Source organism: Denitratisoma sp. DHT3 (genome assembly GCF_007833355.1).
Taxonomy (GTDB): domain Bacteria; phylum Pseudomonadota; class Gammaproteobacteria; order Burkholderiales; family Rhodocyclaceae; genus Denitratisoma.
This window is the reverse complement of record NZ_CP020914.1, coordinates 2,675,581-2,695,712: the sequence shown is the minus strand read 5'-3', so window position 1 is coordinate 2,695,712 and position 20,132 is coordinate 2,675,581. Positions and strand designations below refer to the sequence as shown.

Sequence of the window (20,132 nt, the reverse complement as noted above, 5' to 3'; positions counted from 1 at the left end):
ATGAATTTCGACCTGCCTCCCCTCGGCACCGACACGCCTCCCGCATTCACCGACGCGGCCGGTTGCCGCGCGTGGCTGGCGGCCTTGCCTGCGGCCACGCCGATACCGGCCCTGGCGCAGTTGACGGAGCAGCTCCGCCGCCTGAACCGCGTCCCGCTGGCGCCGGGCGAGCGGCTTTCCCTGCTCGACGACCTGAACGCGGCGGCGGATCCGCTGCGGCAGGCCCTGATCCCGCGCTTCGCCGGCAAACCCCTGCCGCTGGGTACGGCCGAAGAGGCCGCCCTGGCGGCGCTACTCGATCTGCAGCAGGCCCTGCTCGACGGCTGTCTGCGCTGCGTCGAGAGCTGCGGCGGCGGACAGTCGCCGCCACTGGCCACCGCCATCCAGCGCGCCCTGGCGGTCTTGCTGGAGCGGCAGCGGCGTCTGGCGCAAGCCCGGCGGCAACCACCGGCCGCCCACTGGCGCATGCTGCATCGTCTGCTCGCGCTTGCCGAGCAGCGGCAACTGGCCGACGCCGAAGTCCCGGTGCCGGGCCATCGCCGGCCCACCACCGTGCTGGCCACCTACGGCGCGGCCCTGCTGATCCAGGCCGCCGGCCCCCACGAGCTTGCCCCGCGGCAGTTGTCCTGGATGCTGCGCTGGGCGCAACGCTGGGGCGGCAAGCTGCGCCTGCTGACGGCACCACCGGCCCGGATCGAGGCCCGCCCCCTGTGCGTGGCCCTGGAGGGCGAGCAGCCGGCGACGGCACTCCCCGGCAAGGGCGACGACACCCGCTACCTGGACACCGCGGAGTTGCGCAAGAGCCTCAAGCAGCGCCTGGCCCGGCTGGAGCAGGGCGCCACGCCCGCCGAACTGCAACTGGGCGACGACTGTCCGCAGCCCGCCTGCGGGCAGTTGCTGGCCCAGCTCTATCCGCGCTGGTGCAAGGGTGGCCTGCCGCGCCTGCCGGACCCGGATGGCGGTCCCTGCCGCGTGGTTTCCGGCCTGGCCGCGATCCATTACCACCTGTCCGGCCGCGAGACGCCGCGGCAAGAGCCGGCCAGGACCATGGAGCAATTGCGCCGGGAACGGGAGGAAATCGCCACTTTCGGCCGGGTCAAGACCACTGCGACCACTGCGGCGCGGCACGCGCCGCCGCCGGAATTCGAGATCGAGGACGACTGGCGGCTGCTGCAAGCCGGCACTGGCGACCTGCATCTGCTGCGGCCGGCGGCAACGCCGGGGGCGCGCATCGGCAGCGGCGCCCTGTGCGCCGTGGCGAGGCCGGGCACGCCGGGCCTCGCCCTGGCTCGGGTGCGCTGGCTGCTGGAAACCGGCGACGGCCTGCACCTCAGCCTGCGCCTGCTCCCCGCGCCGGGAACGCCGCTGACGCTGCGCACCGCGCCCGGAGAACCCTGGCGTCCCGCCATTGCGCTGCCGGCGACGGCGGAACAGCCGGCCAGCCTGCTCCTGCCCGTCGGCGGTTTCCGCCTGGGCGAAACCGTGGAATTGGCGGAATCGCGCGGGTGCGCCGCCACCCGCCCCTGCCGGCTGGGCCGCCTCCTGGGCCGCGGCGAGGACCACGCATGGGCGGTCTGCGAATAGCCCGGCACCGCCCGCCGCGCTATGATAGGCGCCCTCGCATTCACGCCGTATCGCCATGGCAGGCATTACCAAAAACAGCCCCACCCCCACCGAGATCAAGCTGCACCAGAAATCCCGGCTGCTGGAAATCAGCTTCAGCGACGGCGCCAGTTTCAGCATTCCCTACGAATTGCTGCGGGTCTATTCGCCCTCGGCCAGCGTGCGCGGCCATACTCCGGCGCAGGCGGTGCTGCAGACCGGCAAGCGCCAGGTGGACATCGTCGCCATGGAACCGGTGGGCAATTACGCGATCAAACCAACTTTTTCCGACGGCCACGACTCGGGCCTGTATTCCTGGGACATCCTCTACGACCTGGGCGCGCGCCAGGACCAGCACTGGCAGGACTACCTGGCCCGCCTGGAGGCGGCCGGCGCCAACCGCGACGTGGACACCACCACGCCGCCGCCCAAGACCGGCGGCTGCGGCCACCACTGAATCGCCGAACGCCCCCGGATCACCATCCAACTCGCACCGGCCGCGCCGGCAGGAAAACAAATGAGCAAGCAAACCGATTTTGGCTATGAAACCGTCGCCGAAGAGGACAAGGCCAAGCGCGTCGCCGGCGTCTTCTCCTCCGTCGCCAGCAAGTACGACATCATGAACGACCTGATGTCCGCCGGCCTCCATCGGCTCTGGAAGCGCTTCACCATCGAAGTGGCGGCACTGCGCCACGGCGACCGGGTGCTGGACGTGGCCGGCGGCACCGCCGACCTCTCCTCCGCCTTCGCGCGCCGGGTCGGCGTCGGCCTGCCCGGCGGCGGCCAGGTCTGGCTCACCGACATCAACAACGCGATGCTCAGCGTCGGCCGCGACCGCCTGCTGGACGAGGGCGTGGTGGCCCCCACCGCCCAGTGCGACGCGGAGAAGCTACCCTTCCCCGACAACCATTTCGACTGCGTCAGCGTGGCCTTCGGCCTGCGCAACATGACCCACAAGGACCAGGCGCTGGCCGAGATGCGGCGGGTGCTGAAGCCGGGCGGGCGGCTCCTGGTGCTGGAGTTCTCCAAGGTCTGGAAGCCCCTGGAGACCGCCTACGATTTCTATTCCTTCAAGGTGTTGCCCTGGCTGGGCCAGAAGGTGGCCGGCGATGCCGACAGCTACCGCTATCTGGCCGAATCGATCCGCATGCACCCGGACCAGGAGACCCTGAAGGGAATGATGGAACGGGCGGGCCTGTCCCGGGTCGAATACTTCAACCTGACGGCGGGCGTGGTTGCCCTGCACCGGGGTTACAAGCTCTGAGAGCTAAAAAAGGAGAAAACATGAAACGTCTTTTCATCGCGCTGTTCGCCACGTTGGTCGGTCTCGGCCTCTTTGTCCAGGACGCCGAGGCCAAGCGCCTGGGCGGCAGCCGCTCGTTCGGCATGAGCCGGGATTCCTCGGTGATGAAGCGGGAAGCCTTACCGGCCAAGCCCGCCACGCCGACCCAGAACGCCGCAGCGGCGCCCGGCGCGAAGCCGACCCCGGCACCCGCCGCCCAGCCCTCGGACATGCGGCGCTGGCTCGGCCCCCTGGCCGGCCTCGCGGCCGGCATCGGGCTGGCCGCGCTGTTCTCGCATCTGGGCCTGGGCGAAGGCATGGCCAACTTCGTGATGCTGGCGCTGTTGGCGATGGCGGCGATCTTCGTGATCCGTCTGCTGTTCCGCCGCAGCGCGCCGCAGGCGGCGCCCCAGTACGCCGGCGCCGGAAACGCGGAGCCGGTGCGCTTCGAGCCGATCACGGTGGCCGGCGGCACCGCCGCCACCCCCGCCGCCGAAGCGGCGCACATTCCCGCCGACTTCGACGTGGAGGGCTTCCTGCGCCAGGCCAAGCTCAACTTCATCCGCCTCCAGGCCGCCAACGACGCCGGCAACATGGAAGACATCAAGACCTTCGCCACCCCCGAGGTCTATGCCGAGGTCGAGATGCAGTACCGGGAGCGCGGCGGCGCCAAACAGCAGACCGACGTGGTGCAACTGGACGCCGGCCTCCTGGACGTCGCCAGCGAGGACAAGCGCCATGTCGCCAGCGTGCGCTTCCACGGCCTGATCCGGGAAGCGGCGGACGCGGCGCCGGAAACCTTCGACGAGGTCTGGCACCTGGTCAAGCCCACCGATGGCAGCGAAGGCTGGCGCGTGGCCGGCATCCAGCAAATGCTCTGATGTTGCAGGCTCCCATCCTCGCCGCCCTGAATCACGTCCTGGCCCAGGCGGCCTGGGCGCGTGGGCGGCTGAGTCCCTTCGCCGGGCGCCGCGCCCGGATCGAATTGCCGCCGCTGCCCACCCTGGCCTTCACGGTGGACGCGGAGGGCTATCTGCGCGCGCCGGAAAAAGACGGCGCGGATGATGCGCGCGGGGATGCCGATGTCGCCATCGCCCTGCCCGCCGCCGCGCCGCTCCTGGCGCTGGGCGATCCGGAGCAGGTCTTCAAGCGCGCCCACATCAGCGGCAATGCCGACTTCGCCGACAGCCTCGGCTTCGTGCTGCGCAACCTGCGTTGGGACTTCGAGGAGGACCTCTCCCGCATCGTCGGCGACATCGCCGCCCACCGCATCGCCGGCCTGCTGACGGGCCTGTTCGGCTGGCAGCGCGAGGCGGCGGCGCGGCTGGGACAGAACCTGGCCGAATACCTAGCCGAGGAACAGCATACCCTGTTGCGCCCCCCGGAACTGGCGGCCTTCAGCGACGAGGTCGGCCGGCTCGCCGCCGACCTGGCGCGGCTGGAGCAGCGGGTGGGCCGCCTGGCGCGCTGACGAGGGTGCCGGAGGGGCGGCAAACCATGCAACTGCGCATCACCACCTACAACATCCACAAGGGCTTCTCGCAGTTCAATCGCCACATGATGGTCCATGAGCTGCGCGACCGGCTGCGCGCCCTGGACTCGGACATCGTCTTCCTGCAGGAAGTGCAGGGCCTGCACCTGGGCCATGCCGAGCAGTTCGACCATTGGCCAGTGCAGCCCCAGCACGAGTTCCTGGCGCAGGACGTCTGGCACAGCACCGCCTACGGCCGCAACATGATCTACGACCACGGCCACCACGGCAACGCGATCCTGTCGCGCTATCCGATCGCCCACAGCCACAACCAGGACGTGACCCACCTGCGCTTCGAGCGGCGCGGCCTGCTGCATTCGACGATTCGGGTGCCGGGCTGGTCGCAGCCCCTGCATTGCGTCTGCGCCCACCTGTCGCTGTTCGGCCGTTCACGGCGCCTGCAGATGGAAGCGCTGGCCGTGCGCCTGGAAAAACTGATCCCGCCCGACGCGCCGCTGATCATCGCCGGCGACTTCAACGACTGGCGCAACCGGGCCCACAACCACCTGGCCGAGCGCCTCGGCCTGGCCGAAGTGTTCGTCGGCCGCGGCGGGCGTCCGGCCCGCAGCTACCCGGCGCACCTGCCGCTGCTGTGCCTGGACCGCATCTACGTGCGCGGCCTGGGCGTCGCCACCACCGAGGTGCACCAGGGGCCGCCCTGGTCCGGCATCTCCGACCACGCCGCGCTTTCGGCCAGCCTGTTCCCGGAATGAACCTGAAAACCGCACGGCAAGCCACAGAGTCCACAGCGTTGGAGCGAATGAGTCGTGGTTTGCCGGATCACCTTGCGGGTGAGCGATCAAGCGCTGGCAATCCATGGCTCTTTTCCTCTGTGATCTCTGTGTCCTCTGTGGCCAACTGAGGTTTTAAGGATGAAAGCGCACTTCGTTCCAGGCAACCGGATACGGCTGCTGGAGTGCGGCATGGAATACTTCCCGGCGCTGATCGCGGCGATCGAGGCGGCACGGTACGAAGTGCACCTGGAAACCTACATCTTCGCCGACGACGAAACCGGCCGCCGCGTGGCCGCCGCGCTTTCCCGCGCCGCCCGCCGCGGCGTCGCGGTGCGGGTGCTGGTCGACGGCTTCGGCGCCCGCGAATTCCCCGCCGGCCTGGGGCGGGACCTGCGCCAGGCCGGCGCCCGGGTGCTGGTCTATCGCCAGGAAGTGGCGCGGCTGCGGTTGCGGCGCCACCGGCTGCGGCGCCTGCATCGCAAGCTGGCGGTGGTGGATGGCACGCTCGCCTTCGTCGGCGGCATCAACGTCATCGACGACATAAACACGCCCGGCCAGGTGCCGCCCCGCTACGATTACGCGGTGACGATAGAGGGTCCGCTGGTGGCGGAAATCCACCAGTCCATGCATCACCTCTGGCGTCTGGTCGCCTCGGCCACCCTGAACTTGCGCGCACCGCGCCTGCCGGTGCTGGAGGCCGCCCCCCGGCGCCACGGCCGGACCCGCGCCCGTTTCGTGATCCGCGACAACCTGCGCCACCGGCGCGACATCGAGGAAGCCTACCTGGAGGCCATCGACGGCGCGCGCCGGGAGATCCTGATCGCCAGCGCCTATTTCCTCCCCGGCCGCCGCTTCCGCCAGGCGCTGGCCGCCGCCGCCGCGCGCGGCGTGCGGGTGACCCTGCTGCTCCAGGGCCGGGTCGAATACGCGCTGCTGCATTACGCCACCCAGGCCCTATATGGCCGCCTGCTGGCGTCCGGCATCGTCATCGCCGAATACCACCGCAGCTTCCTCCACGCCAAGGTGGCGGTGATCGACGGCCAGTGGGCCACCGTCGGCTCCTCCAACATCGACCCCTTCAGCCTGCTGCTGGCGCGCGAAGCCAACGTCGTGGTGTGGGACAAGGGCTTCGCCGCCACCCTGGAAGCCAGCCTGCGACGGGCCATGGCAACGGGCGCCGACATCGTCGCCGCCGACGCACCCAAGCGCCGCCCCTGGTGGCAGCGCCTGCTGAGCCAGGGCGCCTACACCCTGGTGCGCGCGGCGGTCGGCCTCAGCCGTTATGGTGGCGGGGAGTATCGGGAATAGTCGGATATCGCATTCAAAAACGGCAGGTATGGCCGACGATTTGCACTAAGGTGCCCACAGTGTTACCTTGGTGACACCAGTGCAAGGAGATGCTGATGACCACAACTTCTTTGAAGCTTCCCGATGACCTAAAAAAGCGCGCCGCCAGCGCGGCCCAGGAGTTGGGAATGTCGCCTCACGCTTTTATGGTGTCCGCCATTGAACAGGCTGCGTACGCGACGGAACAGCGGCTTGGATTCATTGCCGAGGCCAGGTCAGCAAGGGAAGAACTGATAGATACCGGCCGGGGCCTGGATGCCGATGAAGTTCATGCGTATCTGAAGGCCAAGGTAGCGGGAAAAAAGACCACCAAGCCCAAGACACGCGCATGGCACGTCTGATTTATTCATCGCACTCATTCAACGATCTCGATCGACTCACTGACTTTCTGATAAATACTGATCCGGTAGCCGCCAGCGAGACCGTGGAATTGATCGCGGAGGCGGTGACAATATTGAAGCGTCACCCCCTGATCGGGCGCCCTGTGGAAGACAACATTCGCGAGTTGGTCATATCACGGGGGAATACAGGCTATATAGCTCTCTACAGCTACGAAGCGGAACACGACACTGTCTTGATTTTGGCGATCCGACACCAACGTGAGTCTGGGTTTTCACATTAGCCTCGGCAATGACAGAAATGCTTTGGTAGTCTGACCCGCATACTCCGGCGCCGGCACGCTGCGCCGATGCGGCACCTGTTCCAGGCGCCAGTGGGCCAGTGCCCATTGCCAGACTTCGGCCAGTTTGGCTTCGGCCAGTTCGGCGGGCGGCTGCTGGCCGAGGAAAGCCAACGCCGCGATCAGGGCGGGGACGGGGCGGGACGGGTCCACCGGCGTCGCCAGGGTCTGCTTGGAGAGCTTTTCCCCGGCCGCGTTCACCACCACCGGCAGGTGGGCATAGGCCGGCGTCGGATAGCCCAGCAGGTGTTGCAGGAGGATCTGGCGCGGCGTCGAATCCAGCAGGTCGGCGCCGCGCACCACGTGGCTGATGCCCTGCGCCGCGTCATCCACCACCACCGCCAGTTGATAGGCGAACAGGCCATCGGCGCGCAGCAGCACGAAGTCGCCGGCCTCGCGCGCCAGGTTCTGCCGCTGCGGCCCCTGCACGGCGTCGTCGAATGTAATCGTCGTGTCGGGCACCGCCAGGCGCCAGGCGCGCGCAACGCGGCCCTGCGGCAGGCCGTGGCGGCAGGTGCCGGGGTAGAGGTGGGCGCCGTCCGGCGCCAGCGCCGAGTCCGCCAGTTCGCGGCGGGTGCAGGCGCAGGGAAACACCGCGCCGTCGGCCTGGAGGCGTTCCAGCGCCGCGCGATAGGCTTCGTTGCGGGTGGTCTGGTAGAGCACCGCGCCATCCCAGACGAAGCCGAACGCTTCCAGGGTGGACAGGATCAGCCGGTCGGCGCCGGGGCGGCAGCGCGGCAGGTCCACGTCCTCCATGCGCACCCGCCACAGGCCGCCCTGGCGGCGGGCCTCCAGGCAGCTGCCGAGCGCGGCGACCAGGGAGCCGAAATGCAGGGGGCCGGTGGGGCTGGGCGCGAAGCGGCCGCAATAACCCACCGGGCCCGCCGAGCCCGACGGCGGTGAGGCCGGGAACGTCATCGGCGCGGTATCGGCGCAGGCGGTGGCCGGCACGCCTCAGCGCAGCAGGCCGAAGACTTTCTTTGCCAGGCTGCCGGTGGCACCCAGCGGGTCCTTGCGGATGGCCTTCTCCTCCTCGGCAACCATCAGGTAGAGGCCATCCACCGCCTTGCGCGTGACGTAGCCGTCGAGATGGCTGTCGGCCTCCTTCACCAGGCCGTACTTGGCCGCCTTGCCGGCGAACTGGTCGTACTTCTCCGCCAGCTTCACCTTGGCGATCGCCTTGGCGACGATGGGCTGGAACTTCTCCGTCAGCGGCGCGCTGGTGGTGCGGCGGAAATACTGGGTGACGCTGTCGTCGCCGCCGCTCAGGATGCCTTTCGCGTCCTCCACCGACATCTGCCGGATGGCGTTCATCAGCAGCGGCTTGGCCGCCGGCACCGCCGCCTCGGCGGCGCGGTTCATCGCGGTTTCCAGTTCCTCCACCTGCTTGCCGGCGCCGAAACGGCGCATCAGGCCGGCGACTTTTTCCAGGTTCTCCGGCAGGCCGATCTTCACTTTCGGATTGCCCAGAAAACCGTCGCTGCGGCCCAGGGAGTCCACCGCCTTGCCGGCCCCCTGGCTCAGCGCCTCCTTGAGGCCGCCCACCGCGTCCTTGTTGGACAGGCTGGCGAGGTCGAGCGCCTGGGCGCCGGTGGCCAACAGGAGGGAGAACAGCAGCACGAACAGAGCGGGGAGGCGATTCGACATGGCAGGCGACTCACAGGACATTTGTGGAATCAGGATCGGTTCGACAGCAGCAGCGTCGACAGCAGCCAGGAGATCAGGCTGTAGAGCACCGCACCCAGCACCCCCGACCAGAAGTCGGCCACCGTGAAGCCGCGCAGGAAGGAGCCGACGAACCAGAACAGCAGGCCGTTGATGACGAAGATGAACAGCCCCAGGGTGAGGATGGTCGCCGGCAGGGTCAACAACACCAGCAGCGGCCGGATGAAGGTATTCACCAGTCCCAGCATCAGCGCGGCGACGAGGGCGGTGGTGAAGCTGTCGACCCGGATCGACGGCAGCAGATAGGCCACCGCCATCAGGGAAAGCGTGTTGATGAGCCAAGCGAGCAGCAGGGTCATGGGTGGCGTCTCCGGAAATCAACCAGGGTCCAGCGGAAGGCGGCGCCGCACGTCGCAGGGGACGCCGCGCAAGGCATTGCTGCCGGAGACGCTGTCGAAGCGCTCGCCGTCGATGCAGGCATTGTAGTTGATCGGTTGTTGCGCATCCCACCAGCCGTAATGCGCCCAGACGGTGCCGGCGGCGAGCTTGCGGCTGACCAGCGCGGTGCAGTGCATCTCGGCGTCGGCGGTGCGGATCACGATCGCGTCGCCGCTGGCGATGCCGCGGGCGGCGGCGACATCCGACGCCAGTTCGGCCTCCGGTCCGGGCTGGCGCGAGCGCAGCGACTCCAGCTGGCGGAACTGGCTGTGGCAGTAGTGGGCGGTCTTGCCGCAGGTCAGCGCGTAGGGCAGGTCCGCCGCCGCGGCGGGCGGCGTGAATTCGGGCAGCGCCTGGCCGCCGTGCGCGGCGAGTTCCGCGCACCACAGGGAGATCGGCGCCAGCGCCGGCTCGGCGCTCAGCTGCGGCACCGTCAGGCCGCGCGGTGCGGCCCGCAGCGCCGCGGCGTCGACGCCGCTGGGCGCCAGCACGTGGGCGAGGCCGGCTTCCGGACTACCGCCGAAGAAGTCCTCGGCGAGCCCCAGGGCCGCCGCCAGGTCGAAGACGATGCGGGTGTCGGCCCGCGCCGCGCCGGGCGGCGCCACCACGGCCGGGCGCAACTGGAGATGGGCGTCGGCGGCCGGCGTCACCATGAAGCCGGCCTGCAAGCCTTCGCGTTCCCAGCACGACGCGGCGGGCAGCAGCAGGTCGGCCCAGCGCGCGGTGGGCGTCTCGAACAGCTCGGTCTGGACGAAGAAATCGAGCTTCGCCAGGGCCGCCTCGGCGTGCCGGGTCGCCGGCTTGGACACCAGGAAATTGCCGCCGAAAGCCACCAATGCGCGCACCGGGTAGGGCTCGCCGCTGACGATGGTGCGATAGAGATCGCGGCTGGTGATCCAGCCGCGCGAAGGCGGGCCCAGGGGCCGCTCGGCCAGACCCAGGGTGCGTTGCCGGCATTCCGGCGGGACGGCCTCGAAGGCCGCGATGTCGTTCAACCGCGGCTTGGGGAACCAGCGGTTGCCGCCCGGCTGCCCGAGGCTGCCGGTCAGCGCGTAGAGGATGTTGATGGCGCGGCTGGCCGCCGTCGCCTGCTCCTGCTGGCAGGTGCCGGTCCAGGTGTAGAGCGACACCGGCTTCGCCGTCGCCAGCAATTCGGCGGTCCGCTGCAGCAGCTCCGTGTCGATCCCGGTCTCGCGCGCGACCCGCTCCGGCGGCCAAGCCGCAGCCAGTTCGGCGAGGCGCTCCAGCACCATGCCTTCGCCGTCCGGTGCGGAGGCAAAGGCGTCGGAGTGGCGGCGCAGGAAATCGGTGTCGGCGCCGTCCGCTGCCAGCAGCAGATGGATCAGGCCCAGGGCCAGCGCGGCATCGGTGCCCGGCCGCAGCGGCAGCCAGAGGTCGGCGCCGTTGGCGAGCCCGCCCTGGCGCGGGTCCACCGCGATCAGGCGGGCGCCGCGGCGCTGCGCGGCGCGGATCTGCTCGGCCTGGGCAAGCCAGGTGACGGTGGGGTTGCAGCCCCACAGCAGGATGGTGGCGGTGCGTTCGTAATCGGGCATGCCCAGGCCGTTGCCCCAGGTCAGGAAAGGACCGAAATCGCGGTGCCAGTTGCAGTTCTCGGTGGCGAACACCATGTTGGGGCTGCCCCAGAGATGGGCGAGGCGATGGATCCAGCCGAAGCTGTCGGCGATCGCCGTGCCGCTCGGCGTGGCCACGGCGAAGGCGGTCGCCGCCGGACCGGCGGCACGGAGCCGCTCGCCGGCGAGGGCGATGGCCTCGTCCCAACCGATCGCTTGCCAGCCCGCGTCCATCTCGCCCTTCGGCCGGGTACGGCGCAACGGCGTGGTCAGCCGCGCCGGATGCGCCACCAGTTCCGGCGCCGCGCGGGCCTTGACGCAGATGCTCCTGCCGGTCGGATGCAGCGGATCCGGCTCGATGCGCGCCAGCCGCCCGTCCTCGACGGTGGCCAGGCAGCCGCAGCGGGAGATGCACAACGCGCAGTAGGTGGGAATAGTCTCGAGCGCCATGGGGAATATCCTATTGACAGCGGCCGGACAGCGGCGGACAGATTAACAAACGGTTACGTTGTCGCCGTCAGCACCGCACGGTACCACTCGTTATTGGAAGCAGGCGCATGTGCGCTATTTTCGAAACGAAGGGAAATGAAATGTCCAAGATTCTGACCGCTGTGCTGGCTGGCCTGTTCGCTGTTTCCGCTTTTGCCGCCGATGCGCCGGCACCCGCCGCCGCCGAGAAGACGGATGCCGCCAAGGCCCCCGCCGCGAAGTAAGCAGGCAACGACGTCGTCACTCCAAGGCCCCGCGCGCGGGGCCTTGTCATTTCCAGAAGCGCCAGGAGCGGCGCCCATCAGCGCACCGGCACAGTATCGCCATGCGATACTGAACGCGGCACTCCGCTCCCCGATCATCATCAGGTCCGCTCATGCAAATCATCCACGCCGCCCAAAACCGTCACACCTGCAAGGCTTTCGATCCGACCAGGAAAATCCCCCACCCCGTCATCGACCAGTTGCGCGCCGTGCTGCGCAACAGTCCGTCGTCGGTGAATAGCCAGCCCTGGCACTTCTTCATCGCCAGCAGCGATGCCGGCAAGGAGCGTCTCGCCAGGGCGATGGTGGGCGGCCATGCCTACAACGCGCCGAAGATCCGCGATGCCTCCCATGTGATCGTGCTTTGCAGCCGCACCGATCTCGACGATGCCTATCTGGCGACGCTGCTGGATCAGGAGGACCACGACGGGCGTCTTGCCGAACCCGAGGCCCGGAGCCGGCAGGACGCGACGCGCAAGGGCTACGTCAGCCTGCATCGCGACAAGCAGAACGATTTGCAGGACTGGATGGTGAAGCAGGTCTACATCGCCCTCGGCTTTCTGCTTCTGGCCGCGGCCGGTCTCGAGATCGATGCCTGCCCGATGGAGGGCTTCAACCGGAAAATTCTCGACGAGGAACTCGGCCTCGCGGCCCGCGGCCTGACCGGCATCGTGCTGGTCAGCCTCGGCTATCGCAGCGACGGCGACTTCAACGCCAGGTTGCCGAAGTCGCGACTGCCGGAGGACGCCGTTTTCAGCGAATCTGAAGACGCGGGAGCGCCCCGGCGCATGGAGAGCCGCGCCGGCTTCATGGTCATTCGACAAAATCGACCCGCGGACTTATCGTTGCGGCGTGGCCAAGAAATTCCCCCTGCACCCCAAGCACCCCGAGCGCATTTGCTGGGGTTGCGACAAGTATTGCCCGGTAACCGACCTCGGCTGCGGCAACGGTTCCGAGCGCACCCAGCATCCGATGGAGCTGCTGGGCGAAGACTGGTACCGGCACGGCGACTGGGGGATCGAGCCGGACGAGGATCCGGCCGGGAAGACCGACGGCGAGTGAAGTCCTCGCCGCTTGGCCGTGCGGCGCGCCACTTGCAAGCACGCACCGATGCGCGCTTGCATTGACAGCGGCGTCAGTCCCGAGTTGTCGGCCGTGCGCGACGCCATCCTCTCGGGCCTGCCGGGCAGAAAAACAAAAAGCCGCTCGCGGCGGCTCGGTACGGTTCAAAAATACTTTCTACAGATCGTCGTCGTATTCCGGGCCCTCCAGGGGCTCGAGAAAATCTTCGCATTCCATTTTCGTTTTTTCCTCTGTTCTTGATGCATGGCCATGATGGCCGATGATTGTGACAGCACCATGACTGCAAGGTTCCCTGGCGCCGCACGCATGAACCGAGGAACTTCATTGCGGGCGGGGGACCGACAGAATGTGCCGGCCGATGAAACTGCCCAGGAACCAGCGGCGGCCCTGGGGAACGGCCACCGTGGCACCGTCCAGGGCGCTGCCATCCTGGCTGAACAGACGGGTCGCGGCCAGTGTCGCGGGGTCGAGCGCGGTGATGTGGAAAGGCGCGGGACAGCGTCCTACTTCCTTGCCGCAGGCATCGGCCCGGTAAGGCCCGGCGAAGCCCGTCGCCAGCAGCCGCCTGCCGTCCCAGGAGAGCCGATCGGACTGGAGGTTGCGCGCCGCCGCCACCCGTGTTCCCGTCGCCACGGCGATCTTGCGCACTTCCGCCTGCGGCCCGCCGACGCTGTAATAGACATGGCGCCCGTCGCCGTCGGTCTGGATGCCCTTGGGCAGCGTGCCCTCGGAGCCGGGTATTTTCTTCCAGCCCGTGGCGGGTGCCCAGGTCAGGACAAAGCCGGTGTCCTCGCCCTTGGCCACGGCCTCGCCGATGCGCGCCACGCGGTCGAGGCGGTGGCCATCGACCATATTCGTCGCGGCGAAGGCGCCGCCGGGCAGCGCCGCCACATCGCCGAGCAGGCTGGCCGCCGGGGCGACCGCACAGCCCCGCCATTCGAGGCCGTCGCGGCCGAGTTCGAAGAACTCCACCGATTCGCGCACGCCATGGTTCACCACCAGCAACTGCCACACGCCGTCGCCGCGGCGGGACAGGTGCAGCCCGCCCGGCGACAGGGCCGGGCCGATCTCGCCCGGACAGGCGGGATCGCCCCATCCCCGGCTCGGCTTGGCGCGCACCAGAGCACCCGGGCGGGGATAGGCCGGGACCTTTGCGCCGCTGGCCGCATCCACCCGGGTCAGCTGGCCCGGCCGCCAGATCACGCCGAAGCTGCTGGTGCCCATGTTTATCTGCGTCACCAGCAGGTGGCGGCCGTCGGGCAGGGGTTCCAGGTCGCCCGGTTGGTTCAGGCCGCAAATGGGCGTCAAGCCGTCGCGGGGCGCGCACTCGCCCGAGCCGATGGCCAGGGCGGGCAGGGAGAAGGCGGCAAGCAGGCAGGCGATGTAGATTCTCATGGTGGAACTGTACCGCTTATGGGAGCACTCGAAGCGGCATTGCGCGGCGGCAGATTTTCGCACCGTCGCGTCTTGGAAGTCGTCATCCTCCGTATCATTCACGACCCTGCGGCCGCCACAAAAAAGCCCCGACGCGCCGACCGATCCGATCCTTTACCGCATCACCATGAATTCTCTTTCGACCGAGCTGGAACGGCTCTACCTGATACCCGGCCAAATGGTCTATCCCGCGACACACGGCCCGGACGACACGCCCCGGGACGAGGCGCCCGTCCCCTTCAGCGGAGAACGTCTCCAGCGCAGCCTGAGCCAGGGACAGCACCTGACGATCGACCTCGTCACCCCCGCCCGCACCACCCGCACCCTGGTCATCTCACTGGAGCGCGGCCGGGACTGGCCTCTGATCGCCGGACTGTGCGAACGCCTGCAATCCGAACTGGACCTACCCGCGCCGGCCCTGGCCGTCTCCGGCCTGGCGGGTTATCAGCTCTGGCTTTCACTGGCGACACCCGTTCCGCTGGCACAGGCGCATCAGTTCGTGCAGGCGCTGGTGCGGCGCTACCTGCCGGAGGCCGCGCAGGTCCAGTGCCACCCCTCATCAGCGGACGACCGCGCCTGCCGCGTCGATCTGGTGCCGGCCTATCGCGAGGCCACCCGGCGCTGGTCGGCATTCATCGATCCCGGCCTGGGCGGCATGTTCGCCGACGAGCCGGGACTGGACATTCAACCCAACCCCGCGGGGCAGGCGGACATCCTGGCCGGATGCAGGAGCATCGACGCGCGAGCCTTCCAACACGCCCTGGCGCGCCTGGAATCGCCGCCAACCTGCGCGACGGAAACCCCGCCCACGGCGGCACAGCCCCATGCGGAACCGCAGTACGCGCCGGCCGGCGCTTACGCCAACCCGGAAGCTTTTCTCATGGCGGTGATGAACGATCCGCAATGCCCGATCGCGCATCGCATCGAGGCGGCCCGGGCCTTGCTGCCCTACCGTAAAGGAGCCCCGCAATGAGAATGGACCTGAAAGTGCCTTTTGCCGAAAAGGACGAGGCGAAGAAACTGGGCGCCCGCTGGGACCCCGCGCGCAAGACCTGGTACGTGGTCAACCAGACCGACCTGGCCCCCTTTGCCCGCTGGTCGCCGCAAGCCCACGACGGGACCAGCACGGCGCCGCCCGCGTCGCCCCGCGCCAAAGCGACGGCTGCTTCGCAGGTGATTGTCGGCAGCCGCTATAGGCCGTTGCCCAGGGTCTGCGAATGCCTGCCCTGGGAGGAGTGCGAGAAGTGCCGGACGTTGCTGGAATAGCGGTCAGGATGAGCGGGGAGCACCTCAGGACCGGTCGGTGTCCGGCCGGTCGGCAGCTTGGTCCAATTCCGCATTGCATTGAAACGCCGCGTCACGCGGCCCACTTCCAGATTGGCACCGGCATACCGCAGGGGCAGCCACTTGATCCGCCCCTTGAGGCCCGCAGCATGAAAACGCCAGCCGAGGCCTTTGCATTAGCGGCGTAAGTTGAGCAGGTTTCGCTGGGTCAATACAGCAGTAGGTTGAAAACGGGCTCATTGTTAATGCATGGGCATGGGTATTTTGGCTCAAGGATAGAGCCAAGAACGCCCGGCATCAACAGCCGAAAATTCAATAAATCATGTTGAATCATCAACTTAGTACATTTTGCACTAGCAAAACAGGGCCTGTACTGAATTTTGTGTAAACGGACGATTAGCAGGAAACTGCCGAACTGTCCGGAGGCACAATGAGCACGAAGAAGCATGCAGTCCCTGAAGAACTATTGGCCGGTCTGCTGGCCGACTACAAGAAACCCGAAGACCTGATTGGCGAGAACGGTCTGCTCAAGCAGCTGACCAAGTTGCTGGTCGAGAAGGCGTTGGACGCTGAATTGGCCGAGCACCTCGGTCACGGCAAGAACGAGCCGGTAGCCAACGATGCTGGCAACACCCGCAACGGCAAGAGCAGGAAGACCCTCAAGGGTGAATTCGGCGAACTGCCCATCGAAGTCCCGCGGGATCGGCACGGCACCTTCGAACCGCAGCTAATTCCCAAGCACCAGACGCGCTGGAGCGGCTTTGACGACAAGATCCTGTCGCTCTACGCCCGAGGCATGACGGTGCGCGAGATCCAGGCCCACCTGGAGGAAATGTACGGTACGGAGGTGTCGCCCAGCCTGATCTCGTCAATCACCGACGCCGTCAGCGATTTTTTCCAGCACAGCCAATACTTTCGCCAGACGAGCCGGTTCGTTACCCTCCCAATCTTTTTGTGGAGCAAGGCGGATACGCGCGCCATTCGCACCCCCGCGCTTGTCCGAGCCTCGGAAGGTGCGCGCGCTGTCCCACGCGGTGCTGACCATTTCGGTAATGGTCAGTCCACTAGCAGCAATCCTGGCCTTAACTGCACCTACGTCGTAGTCCTTGCGGCCTGGGGGCACCGGGTCTTGCCAGACTAGGTCTTCAGCAGGCACATCCGGCCCAATGTAGCGCGACTTCGGCCCCATGTCGCGGTGGGTCAGCTTGAACCAGGCGCGTGCAAAAACTTGCTCGAAGTAGGCGGGATCATCGCGGAAACGTTCAGCGATCTTTCGGTATTCTGGATCGAAGCGCATCGCCATATCGGCGTCAGTCATGATCGGCTTGCGGCGGATTGTCGGGTCCTCAACATCCACCGGCATATCCTCTTCTTTGATGCCTATTGGCTCCCACTGATGTGCCCCGGCCGGCGACTTCTGCAGCCACCAGTCGTAGCGTAGCAGCAGGTCGAAGTAACCTCCTCTACCGGTATTCCACTTCATCGGATGCGTTGTCCAGGAGCCCTCAATGCCACTGGTAACAGTGTCACGACCAATACCGCGGGTGGTGTGGTTCTGCCAGCCCAGGCCCTGCTCCTCAAGTTCGGCACCCTCGGGGGCTGGACCCAGATTAGCTGCACTGCCGTTGCCATGGCACTTACCCACTGTGTGGCCACCGGCGGTCAGTGCCACTGTTTCCTCGTCGTTCATCGCCATGCGGGCGAAGGTGATGCGTACATCATGGGCAGTCTTGAGTGGGTCAGGCTTACCATCGACTCCTTCAGGGTTCACGTAGATCAGGCCCATCATTACGGCCGCAAGTGGGTTTTCCAGATCGCGTTCGCCCGAGTAGCGGCTGCCTTCGCTGCCGCTGGGCGCTAGCCACTCTTTTTCAGAACCCCAATAGGTATCCTTTTCAGGGTGCCAGATATCTTCACGGCCAAAGGCGAAGCCGAAGGTCTTTAAGCCCATCGACTCATAGGCCATGTTGCCGGCCAGGATAATCAAGTCTGCCCAGCTGAGCTTGTTGCCGTACTTCTTCTTGATCGGCCATAGCAGGCGACGGGCCTTGTCGAGGTTGGCGTTGTCGGGCCATGAATTGATGGGGGCAAAACGTTGATTGCCTGTGCCACCACCGCCACGGCCATCTGCAATACGGTAGGTTCCAGCGGAGTGCCAGGCCATGCGGATCATCAGGCCGCCATAGTGGCCCCAGTCGGCCGGCCACCAGTCCTGGCTATTGGTCATCAGGGCTTTGAGGTCATTTTTCAACGCCTCAACATCGAGCTTTTTGACTTCTTCGCGGTAGTTGAAACCCGCTCCGAGGGGATTTGTCTTGGTATCGTGCTGATGGAGGATGTCCAGATTCAGGGCTTTTGGCCACCAATCCAGGTTTGTCATGTTCGCTGAAGTTACACCGCCATGCATCACGGGGCATTGGCCACTGCTATTCATCTTCTCGATAGACATTTGATCTCCTTTTCTGTATCCAGTGCATGAAACAGTCTGGTCACATTACGCCAGTCTGATTCATTGTGCTAATCAATAGATCCTACTGCCCCGATTGGGGAAGTTGATCGGCTGCACCTATCAGTCTTCAAGTCAGCTGCGAAGATTCGTGGGATTTATGCGATTCAGATAAATGTTGCGGCGGGTGAGTTGAAGTCCTCGGAGGGGACGGCGAGCTTCTCAATTAGCCGGTTATTCCAGTTCAACCAGATATCCCGGCCAGTCGCAGGTGCACAGTGAATATGTGTATCAGATTAATTGGTGAGAATATCCCCCTGCCGATTGTCTACTGTAACAACAGTGGGGTGATATTCAATAGTTGGAATGACACCCATATTCTGTTGGAAAGACTCTAAGAACTGAGGCGTAAAAAACGCATCAGCGTGTTCTCTGGACTCCCATAGGTAGACCGATAGACCTTGGCTGGTTTCTGTATCAAAACAGAACTGCTTACTGTAAAGATGAGGAAGGCCCAGGAAAATATTTTTTGCGCCATGGAGCAGTATGGCGTTGATTTCATCCTGAGTGAATTTTTTTTGGGTCTGGTATTTAACAATAACGGTAATCATAGGGTTCTCCATGGGTTGATGATTGGACAAAGGTAAAGTCGATACGGGAACACGATCAACAGACCGGATGATCTTCGAGTATCAGTTCTGAAGCCCGGAGGGCAATGGCCATGATGGTCGCATTGGTGATTCCCGCAACCATTTCCGGAATGATGGAAGCATCGACGATCCGCAACCCATCCGTCGAGTGAACTCTCATTTTCGAATCGACGACCGAGTTCTGAATGGTCGAGCCCATCGCACAGGTACCAACAGCGTGAAAGCCCGGTAAGCCATTTCTCTGGTACAGGTCGATAATTTCGTCATCAGTTTGTGCTTCAGCAGAGTTTGTGGCCTCCTGCATGATTCGTTGTGCCAACGGTGTTTGAGCGGCGATATGACGTATATGACGAACTGCAGCAACACTGATCTGACGGTCATATTCGTCACTCAAGTAATTGGACTGGATGGATGCAGGCTGCTGACCATCGAAAGACGTAATCTGTATCTGCCCCTGGCTTTGTGGATAGATTGGGTAACCTAGAAGTGTGACGCCAGGCGAATTACTAAAGGCATCTCCTTGACGGGAGAATGGGTTGAACATCAACTGAATATCCGCGCGTTTGTTAGCTGCATTGGTTGAGATAAATGCTGCGGCATGACAAGGTGACTGCGACATAGGGCCAGTGCGGTTAATGTAGTAACGCAAAACATTGCGCACAAGTGGCAGGCCGGCGTATTGATGGTTCTCTGAGTCATTCGGGGAATGAACTTCGAAGTTGATACCCAATAGCAAGTGTTCTCTCAGATTAGCCCCCACCTTTGGGTTATCACATATCACCTGTATTCCCAGCGACTTGAGCAATGACGACGCTCCCACCCCAGAGCGTTGCAGAATTTGTGGAGACTCAATTGCCCCAGCGCAAAGAATGACTTCTCGCCTAGCGCTATAACATACTGCGTGTCCTCGGCAAGTCGCATCGACACCGCTTGCCCGATTACCGTCAAAAATTATTCGGTTGGTGCGCGTATCAATTTCAATACGGAGGTTTTTTCTTTTTATCGCGGGCTTCAGGAAAGCCGTAGCCGCACTAACCCGCTTGCGATCAGCACTAATATTGAAATGTAGATAAGCCGCACCGGTTCTGCCGATATCGCTTACCTTATCCAAGTAAGGCAGTCCGCTGGCACGTGCTGATTCAATGAATGCCTGGGTAATAGCATGTTGTCTGTCATGGGGCAGGATAGGGATGATCCCCTTACTCCCGGAGCCACCATCCAGTTGATTAAAACACCGCTCAATCTCGGGCCAGTGCCAATGATGACCTCCGACATGCGACATTGTTGCAAAGCCCTCCTGCTGGGCGCGTACCCACAACATACCGTTGACTGAACTCGACCCACCAAGTGTTTTCCCCCGTAGCCAGAACTCTAGTGATGACGGCAAAGCCGGGCGTGGTACCGGATGGCGACTAACATAGCGATCTCCAGACAGAAGAGCTCCAAATCCTTTCGGCATAGTCAGCAGTGGGCTACTGTCTCGTGGCCCCTGCTCTAGCAGCAAGACAGAATGGTGTCCATTAGCACTAAGTCGATTAGCTAAAACAGAGCCGGCGGACCCCGCACCTACAATAATGAAGTCGAAGGTTTCTGTGCTCGAATTGGTCATGGTAGCTTCCTTGATCATCAAAAAT

21 protein-coding genes and 3 pseudogenes are annotated in these 20,132 nt (G+C 65.2%); 16 read left to right on the top strand and 8 right to left on the bottom strand.

Annotated features, from left to right (window positions below; genetic code table 11):
* The 9 genes from B9N43_RS12425 to B9N43_RS12385 all read left to right on the top strand — a co-directional run bounded on the left by B9N43_RS12425 (position 1) and on the right by B9N43_RS12385 (position 7,118).
* On the top strand, positions 1–1,584 hold the full coding sequence (locus B9N43_RS12425) for a hypothetical protein (RefSeq protein WP_145842492.1): 1,584 nt from the start codon (positions 1–3) through the stop codon (positions 1,582–1,584).
* A 55-nt stretch (positions 1,585–1,639) separates the two neighbouring features.
* Entirely contained in the window at positions 1,640–2,059 is a 420-nt protein-coding gene (locus B9N43_RS12420; RefSeq protein ID WP_145842491.1) for a gamma-butyrobetaine hydroxylase-like domain-containing protein, read from the top strand.
* A 60-nt stretch (positions 2,060–2,119) separates the two neighbouring features.
* The gene (gene ubiE, locus B9N43_RS12415; RefSeq protein WP_145842490.1) at positions 2,120–2,866 is read left to right on the top strand and encodes a bifunctional demethylmenaquinone methyltransferase/2-methoxy-6-polyprenyl-1,4-benzoquinol methylase UbiE; all 747 of its coding nucleotides are present in this window, start codon (positions 2,120–2,122) and stop codon (positions 2,864–2,866) included.
* Positions 2,867–2,886: 20 nt separating this feature from the next.
* Complete coding sequence (locus B9N43_RS12410) at positions 2,887–3,765, top strand: Tim44 domain-containing protein (protein WP_145842489.1); 879 nt, start codon at positions 2,887–2,889, stop codon at positions 3,763–3,765.
* Positions 3,765–4,355 (top strand): SCP2 domain-containing protein, encoded by a 591-nt coding sequence (locus B9N43_RS12405; protein ID WP_145842488.1) that lies wholly within the window; start codon positions 3,765–3,767, stop codon positions 4,353–4,355. Before B9N43_RS12410 ends, B9N43_RS12405 begins: the two co-directional genes overlap by 1 nt.
* 26 nt (positions 4,356–4,381) lie before the next feature.
* On the top strand, positions 4,382–5,128 hold the full coding sequence (locus tag B9N43_RS12400) for an endonuclease/exonuclease/phosphatase family protein (RefSeq protein ID WP_145842487.1): 747 nt from the start codon (positions 4,382–4,384) through the stop codon (positions 5,126–5,128).
* A 159-nt stretch (positions 5,129–5,287) separates the two neighbouring features.
* Entirely contained in the window at positions 5,288–6,457 is a 1,170-nt protein-coding gene (clsB, locus tag B9N43_RS12395) for a cardiolipin synthase ClsB (RefSeq protein WP_145842486.1), read from the top strand.
* Between the two features lie 95 nt (positions 6,458–6,552).
* Positions 6,553–6,837: a CopG family ribbon-helix-helix protein gene (locus B9N43_RS12390; RefSeq protein ID WP_261379324.1), complete on the top strand. Its 285-nt coding sequence runs from the start codon at positions 6,553–6,555 to the stop codon at positions 6,835–6,837.
* A complete protein-coding gene (locus B9N43_RS12385; RefSeq protein WP_145842485.1) occupies positions 6,825–7,118 on the top strand; it encodes a type II toxin-antitoxin system RelE/ParE family toxin in 294 nt (97 codons plus the stop codon). The genes B9N43_RS12390 and B9N43_RS12385 overlap by 13 nt, the downstream gene beginning before the upstream one ends.
* Here B9N43_RS12385 and gluQRS read toward each other — a convergent pair.
* From gluQRS to B9N43_RS12365, 4 genes are read right to left on the bottom strand one after another with little or no spacing between them, the layout of a single operon-like run.
* Positions 7,110–8,093 carry a tRNA glutamyl-Q(34) synthetase GluQRS gene (gene gluQRS / locus B9N43_RS12380; RefSeq protein ID WP_145843559.1) on the bottom strand — a complete coding sequence of 328 codons (984 nt, stop codon included), beginning with the start codon at positions 8,091–8,093 and terminating at the stop codon, positions 7,110–7,112. The genes B9N43_RS12385 and gluQRS overlap by 9 nt on opposite strands.
* A gap of 36 nt (positions 8,094–8,129) precedes the next feature.
* A complete protein-coding gene (locus B9N43_RS12375) occupies positions 8,130–8,822 on the bottom strand; it encodes a DUF4197 domain-containing protein (RefSeq protein WP_145842484.1) in 693 nt (230 codons plus the stop codon).
* Between the two features lie 29 nt (positions 8,823–8,851).
* Positions 8,852–9,199, bottom strand: coding sequence for a phage holin family protein (locus B9N43_RS12370; RefSeq protein ID WP_145842483.1), 348 nt, complete (start codon positions 9,197–9,199; stop codon positions 8,852–8,854).
* Positions 9,200–9,217: 18 nt separating this feature from the next.
* On the bottom strand, positions 9,218–11,299 hold the full coding sequence (locus B9N43_RS12365) for a molybdopterin-dependent oxidoreductase (RefSeq protein WP_145842482.1): 2,082 nt from the start codon (positions 11,297–11,299) through the stop codon (positions 9,218–9,220).
* Positions 11,300–11,439: 140 nt separating this feature from the next.
* On the opposite strand from B9N43_RS12365, the gene B9N43_RS17620 reads away from it, so the two are divergent.
* The 4 genes and pseudogenes from B9N43_RS17620 to B9N43_RS12350 all read left to right on the top strand — a co-directional run bounded on the left by B9N43_RS17620 (position 11,440) and on the right by B9N43_RS12350 (position 12,924).
* Positions 11,440–11,562, top strand: coding sequence for a hypothetical protein (locus tag B9N43_RS17620; protein ID WP_261379323.1), 123 nt, complete (start codon positions 11,440–11,442; stop codon positions 11,560–11,562).
* Between the two features lie 152 nt (positions 11,563–11,714).
* Positions 11,715–12,350: pseudogene (nfsB, locus tag B9N43_RS17615) on the top strand (oxygen-insensitive NAD(P)H nitroreductase); the annotation flags it as partial.
* A gap of 103 nt (positions 12,351–12,453) precedes the next feature.
* On the top strand, positions 12,454–12,663 hold the full coding sequence (locus B9N43_RS12355) for a DUF3079 domain-containing protein (RefSeq protein WP_145843558.1): 210 nt from the start codon (positions 12,454–12,456) through the stop codon (positions 12,661–12,663).
* A 93-nt stretch (positions 12,664–12,756) separates the two neighbouring features.
* The gene (locus B9N43_RS12350) at positions 12,757–12,924 is read left to right on the top strand and encodes a hypothetical protein (protein ID WP_186453806.1); all 168 of its coding nucleotides are present in this window, start codon (positions 12,757–12,759) and stop codon (positions 12,922–12,924) included.
* An 81-nt stretch (positions 12,925–13,005) separates the two neighbouring features.
* Here B9N43_RS12350 and B9N43_RS12345 read toward each other — a convergent pair whose 3' ends face one another.
* On the bottom strand, positions 13,006–14,079 hold the full coding sequence (locus B9N43_RS12345; RefSeq protein WP_145842480.1) for a hypothetical protein: 1,074 nt from the start codon (positions 14,077–14,079) through the stop codon (positions 13,006–13,008).
* A gap of 166 nt (positions 14,080–14,245) precedes the next feature.
* Here B9N43_RS12345 and B9N43_RS12340 point away from each other — a divergent pair, with 166 nt between their 5' ends.
* The 3 genes and pseudogenes from B9N43_RS12340 to B9N43_RS12330 all read left to right on the top strand — a co-directional run.
* A complete protein-coding gene (locus tag B9N43_RS12340; protein ID WP_145842479.1) occupies positions 14,246–15,091 on the top strand; it encodes a hypothetical protein in 846 nt (281 codons plus the stop codon).
* The gene (locus B9N43_RS12335; protein ID WP_145842478.1) at positions 15,088–15,384 is read left to right on the top strand and encodes a DUF5710 domain-containing protein; all 297 of its coding nucleotides are present in this window, start codon (positions 15,088–15,090) and stop codon (positions 15,382–15,384) included. Before B9N43_RS12340 ends, B9N43_RS12335 begins: the two co-directional genes overlap by 4 nt.
* A 448-nt stretch (positions 15,385–15,832) precedes the next feature.
* Positions 15,833–16,294: pseudogene (locus tag B9N43_RS12330) on the top strand (transposase); the annotation flags it as partial.
* Here B9N43_RS12330 and katG read toward each other — a convergent pair.
* The 3 genes and pseudogenes from katG to B9N43_RS12315 form a co-directional block, all read right to left on the bottom strand.
* Positions 16,277–17,851: pseudogene (katG, locus tag B9N43_RS12325) on the bottom strand (catalase/peroxidase HPI); the annotation flags it as partial. The pseudogenes B9N43_RS12330 and katG sit on opposite strands and share 18 nt — an antisense overlap.
* A 293-nt stretch (positions 17,852–18,144) precedes the next feature.
* Positions 18,145–18,459, bottom strand: coding sequence for a hypothetical protein (locus B9N43_RS12320; protein ID WP_145770401.1), 315 nt, complete (start codon positions 18,457–18,459; stop codon positions 18,145–18,147).
* Between the two features lie 55 nt (positions 18,460–18,514).
* On the bottom strand, positions 18,515–20,107 hold the full coding sequence (locus tag B9N43_RS12315; RefSeq protein ID WP_170228166.1) for a GMC family oxidoreductase: 1,593 nt from the start codon (positions 20,105–20,107) through the stop codon (positions 18,515–18,517).
* Positions 20,108–20,132: the final 25 nt, after the last annotated feature.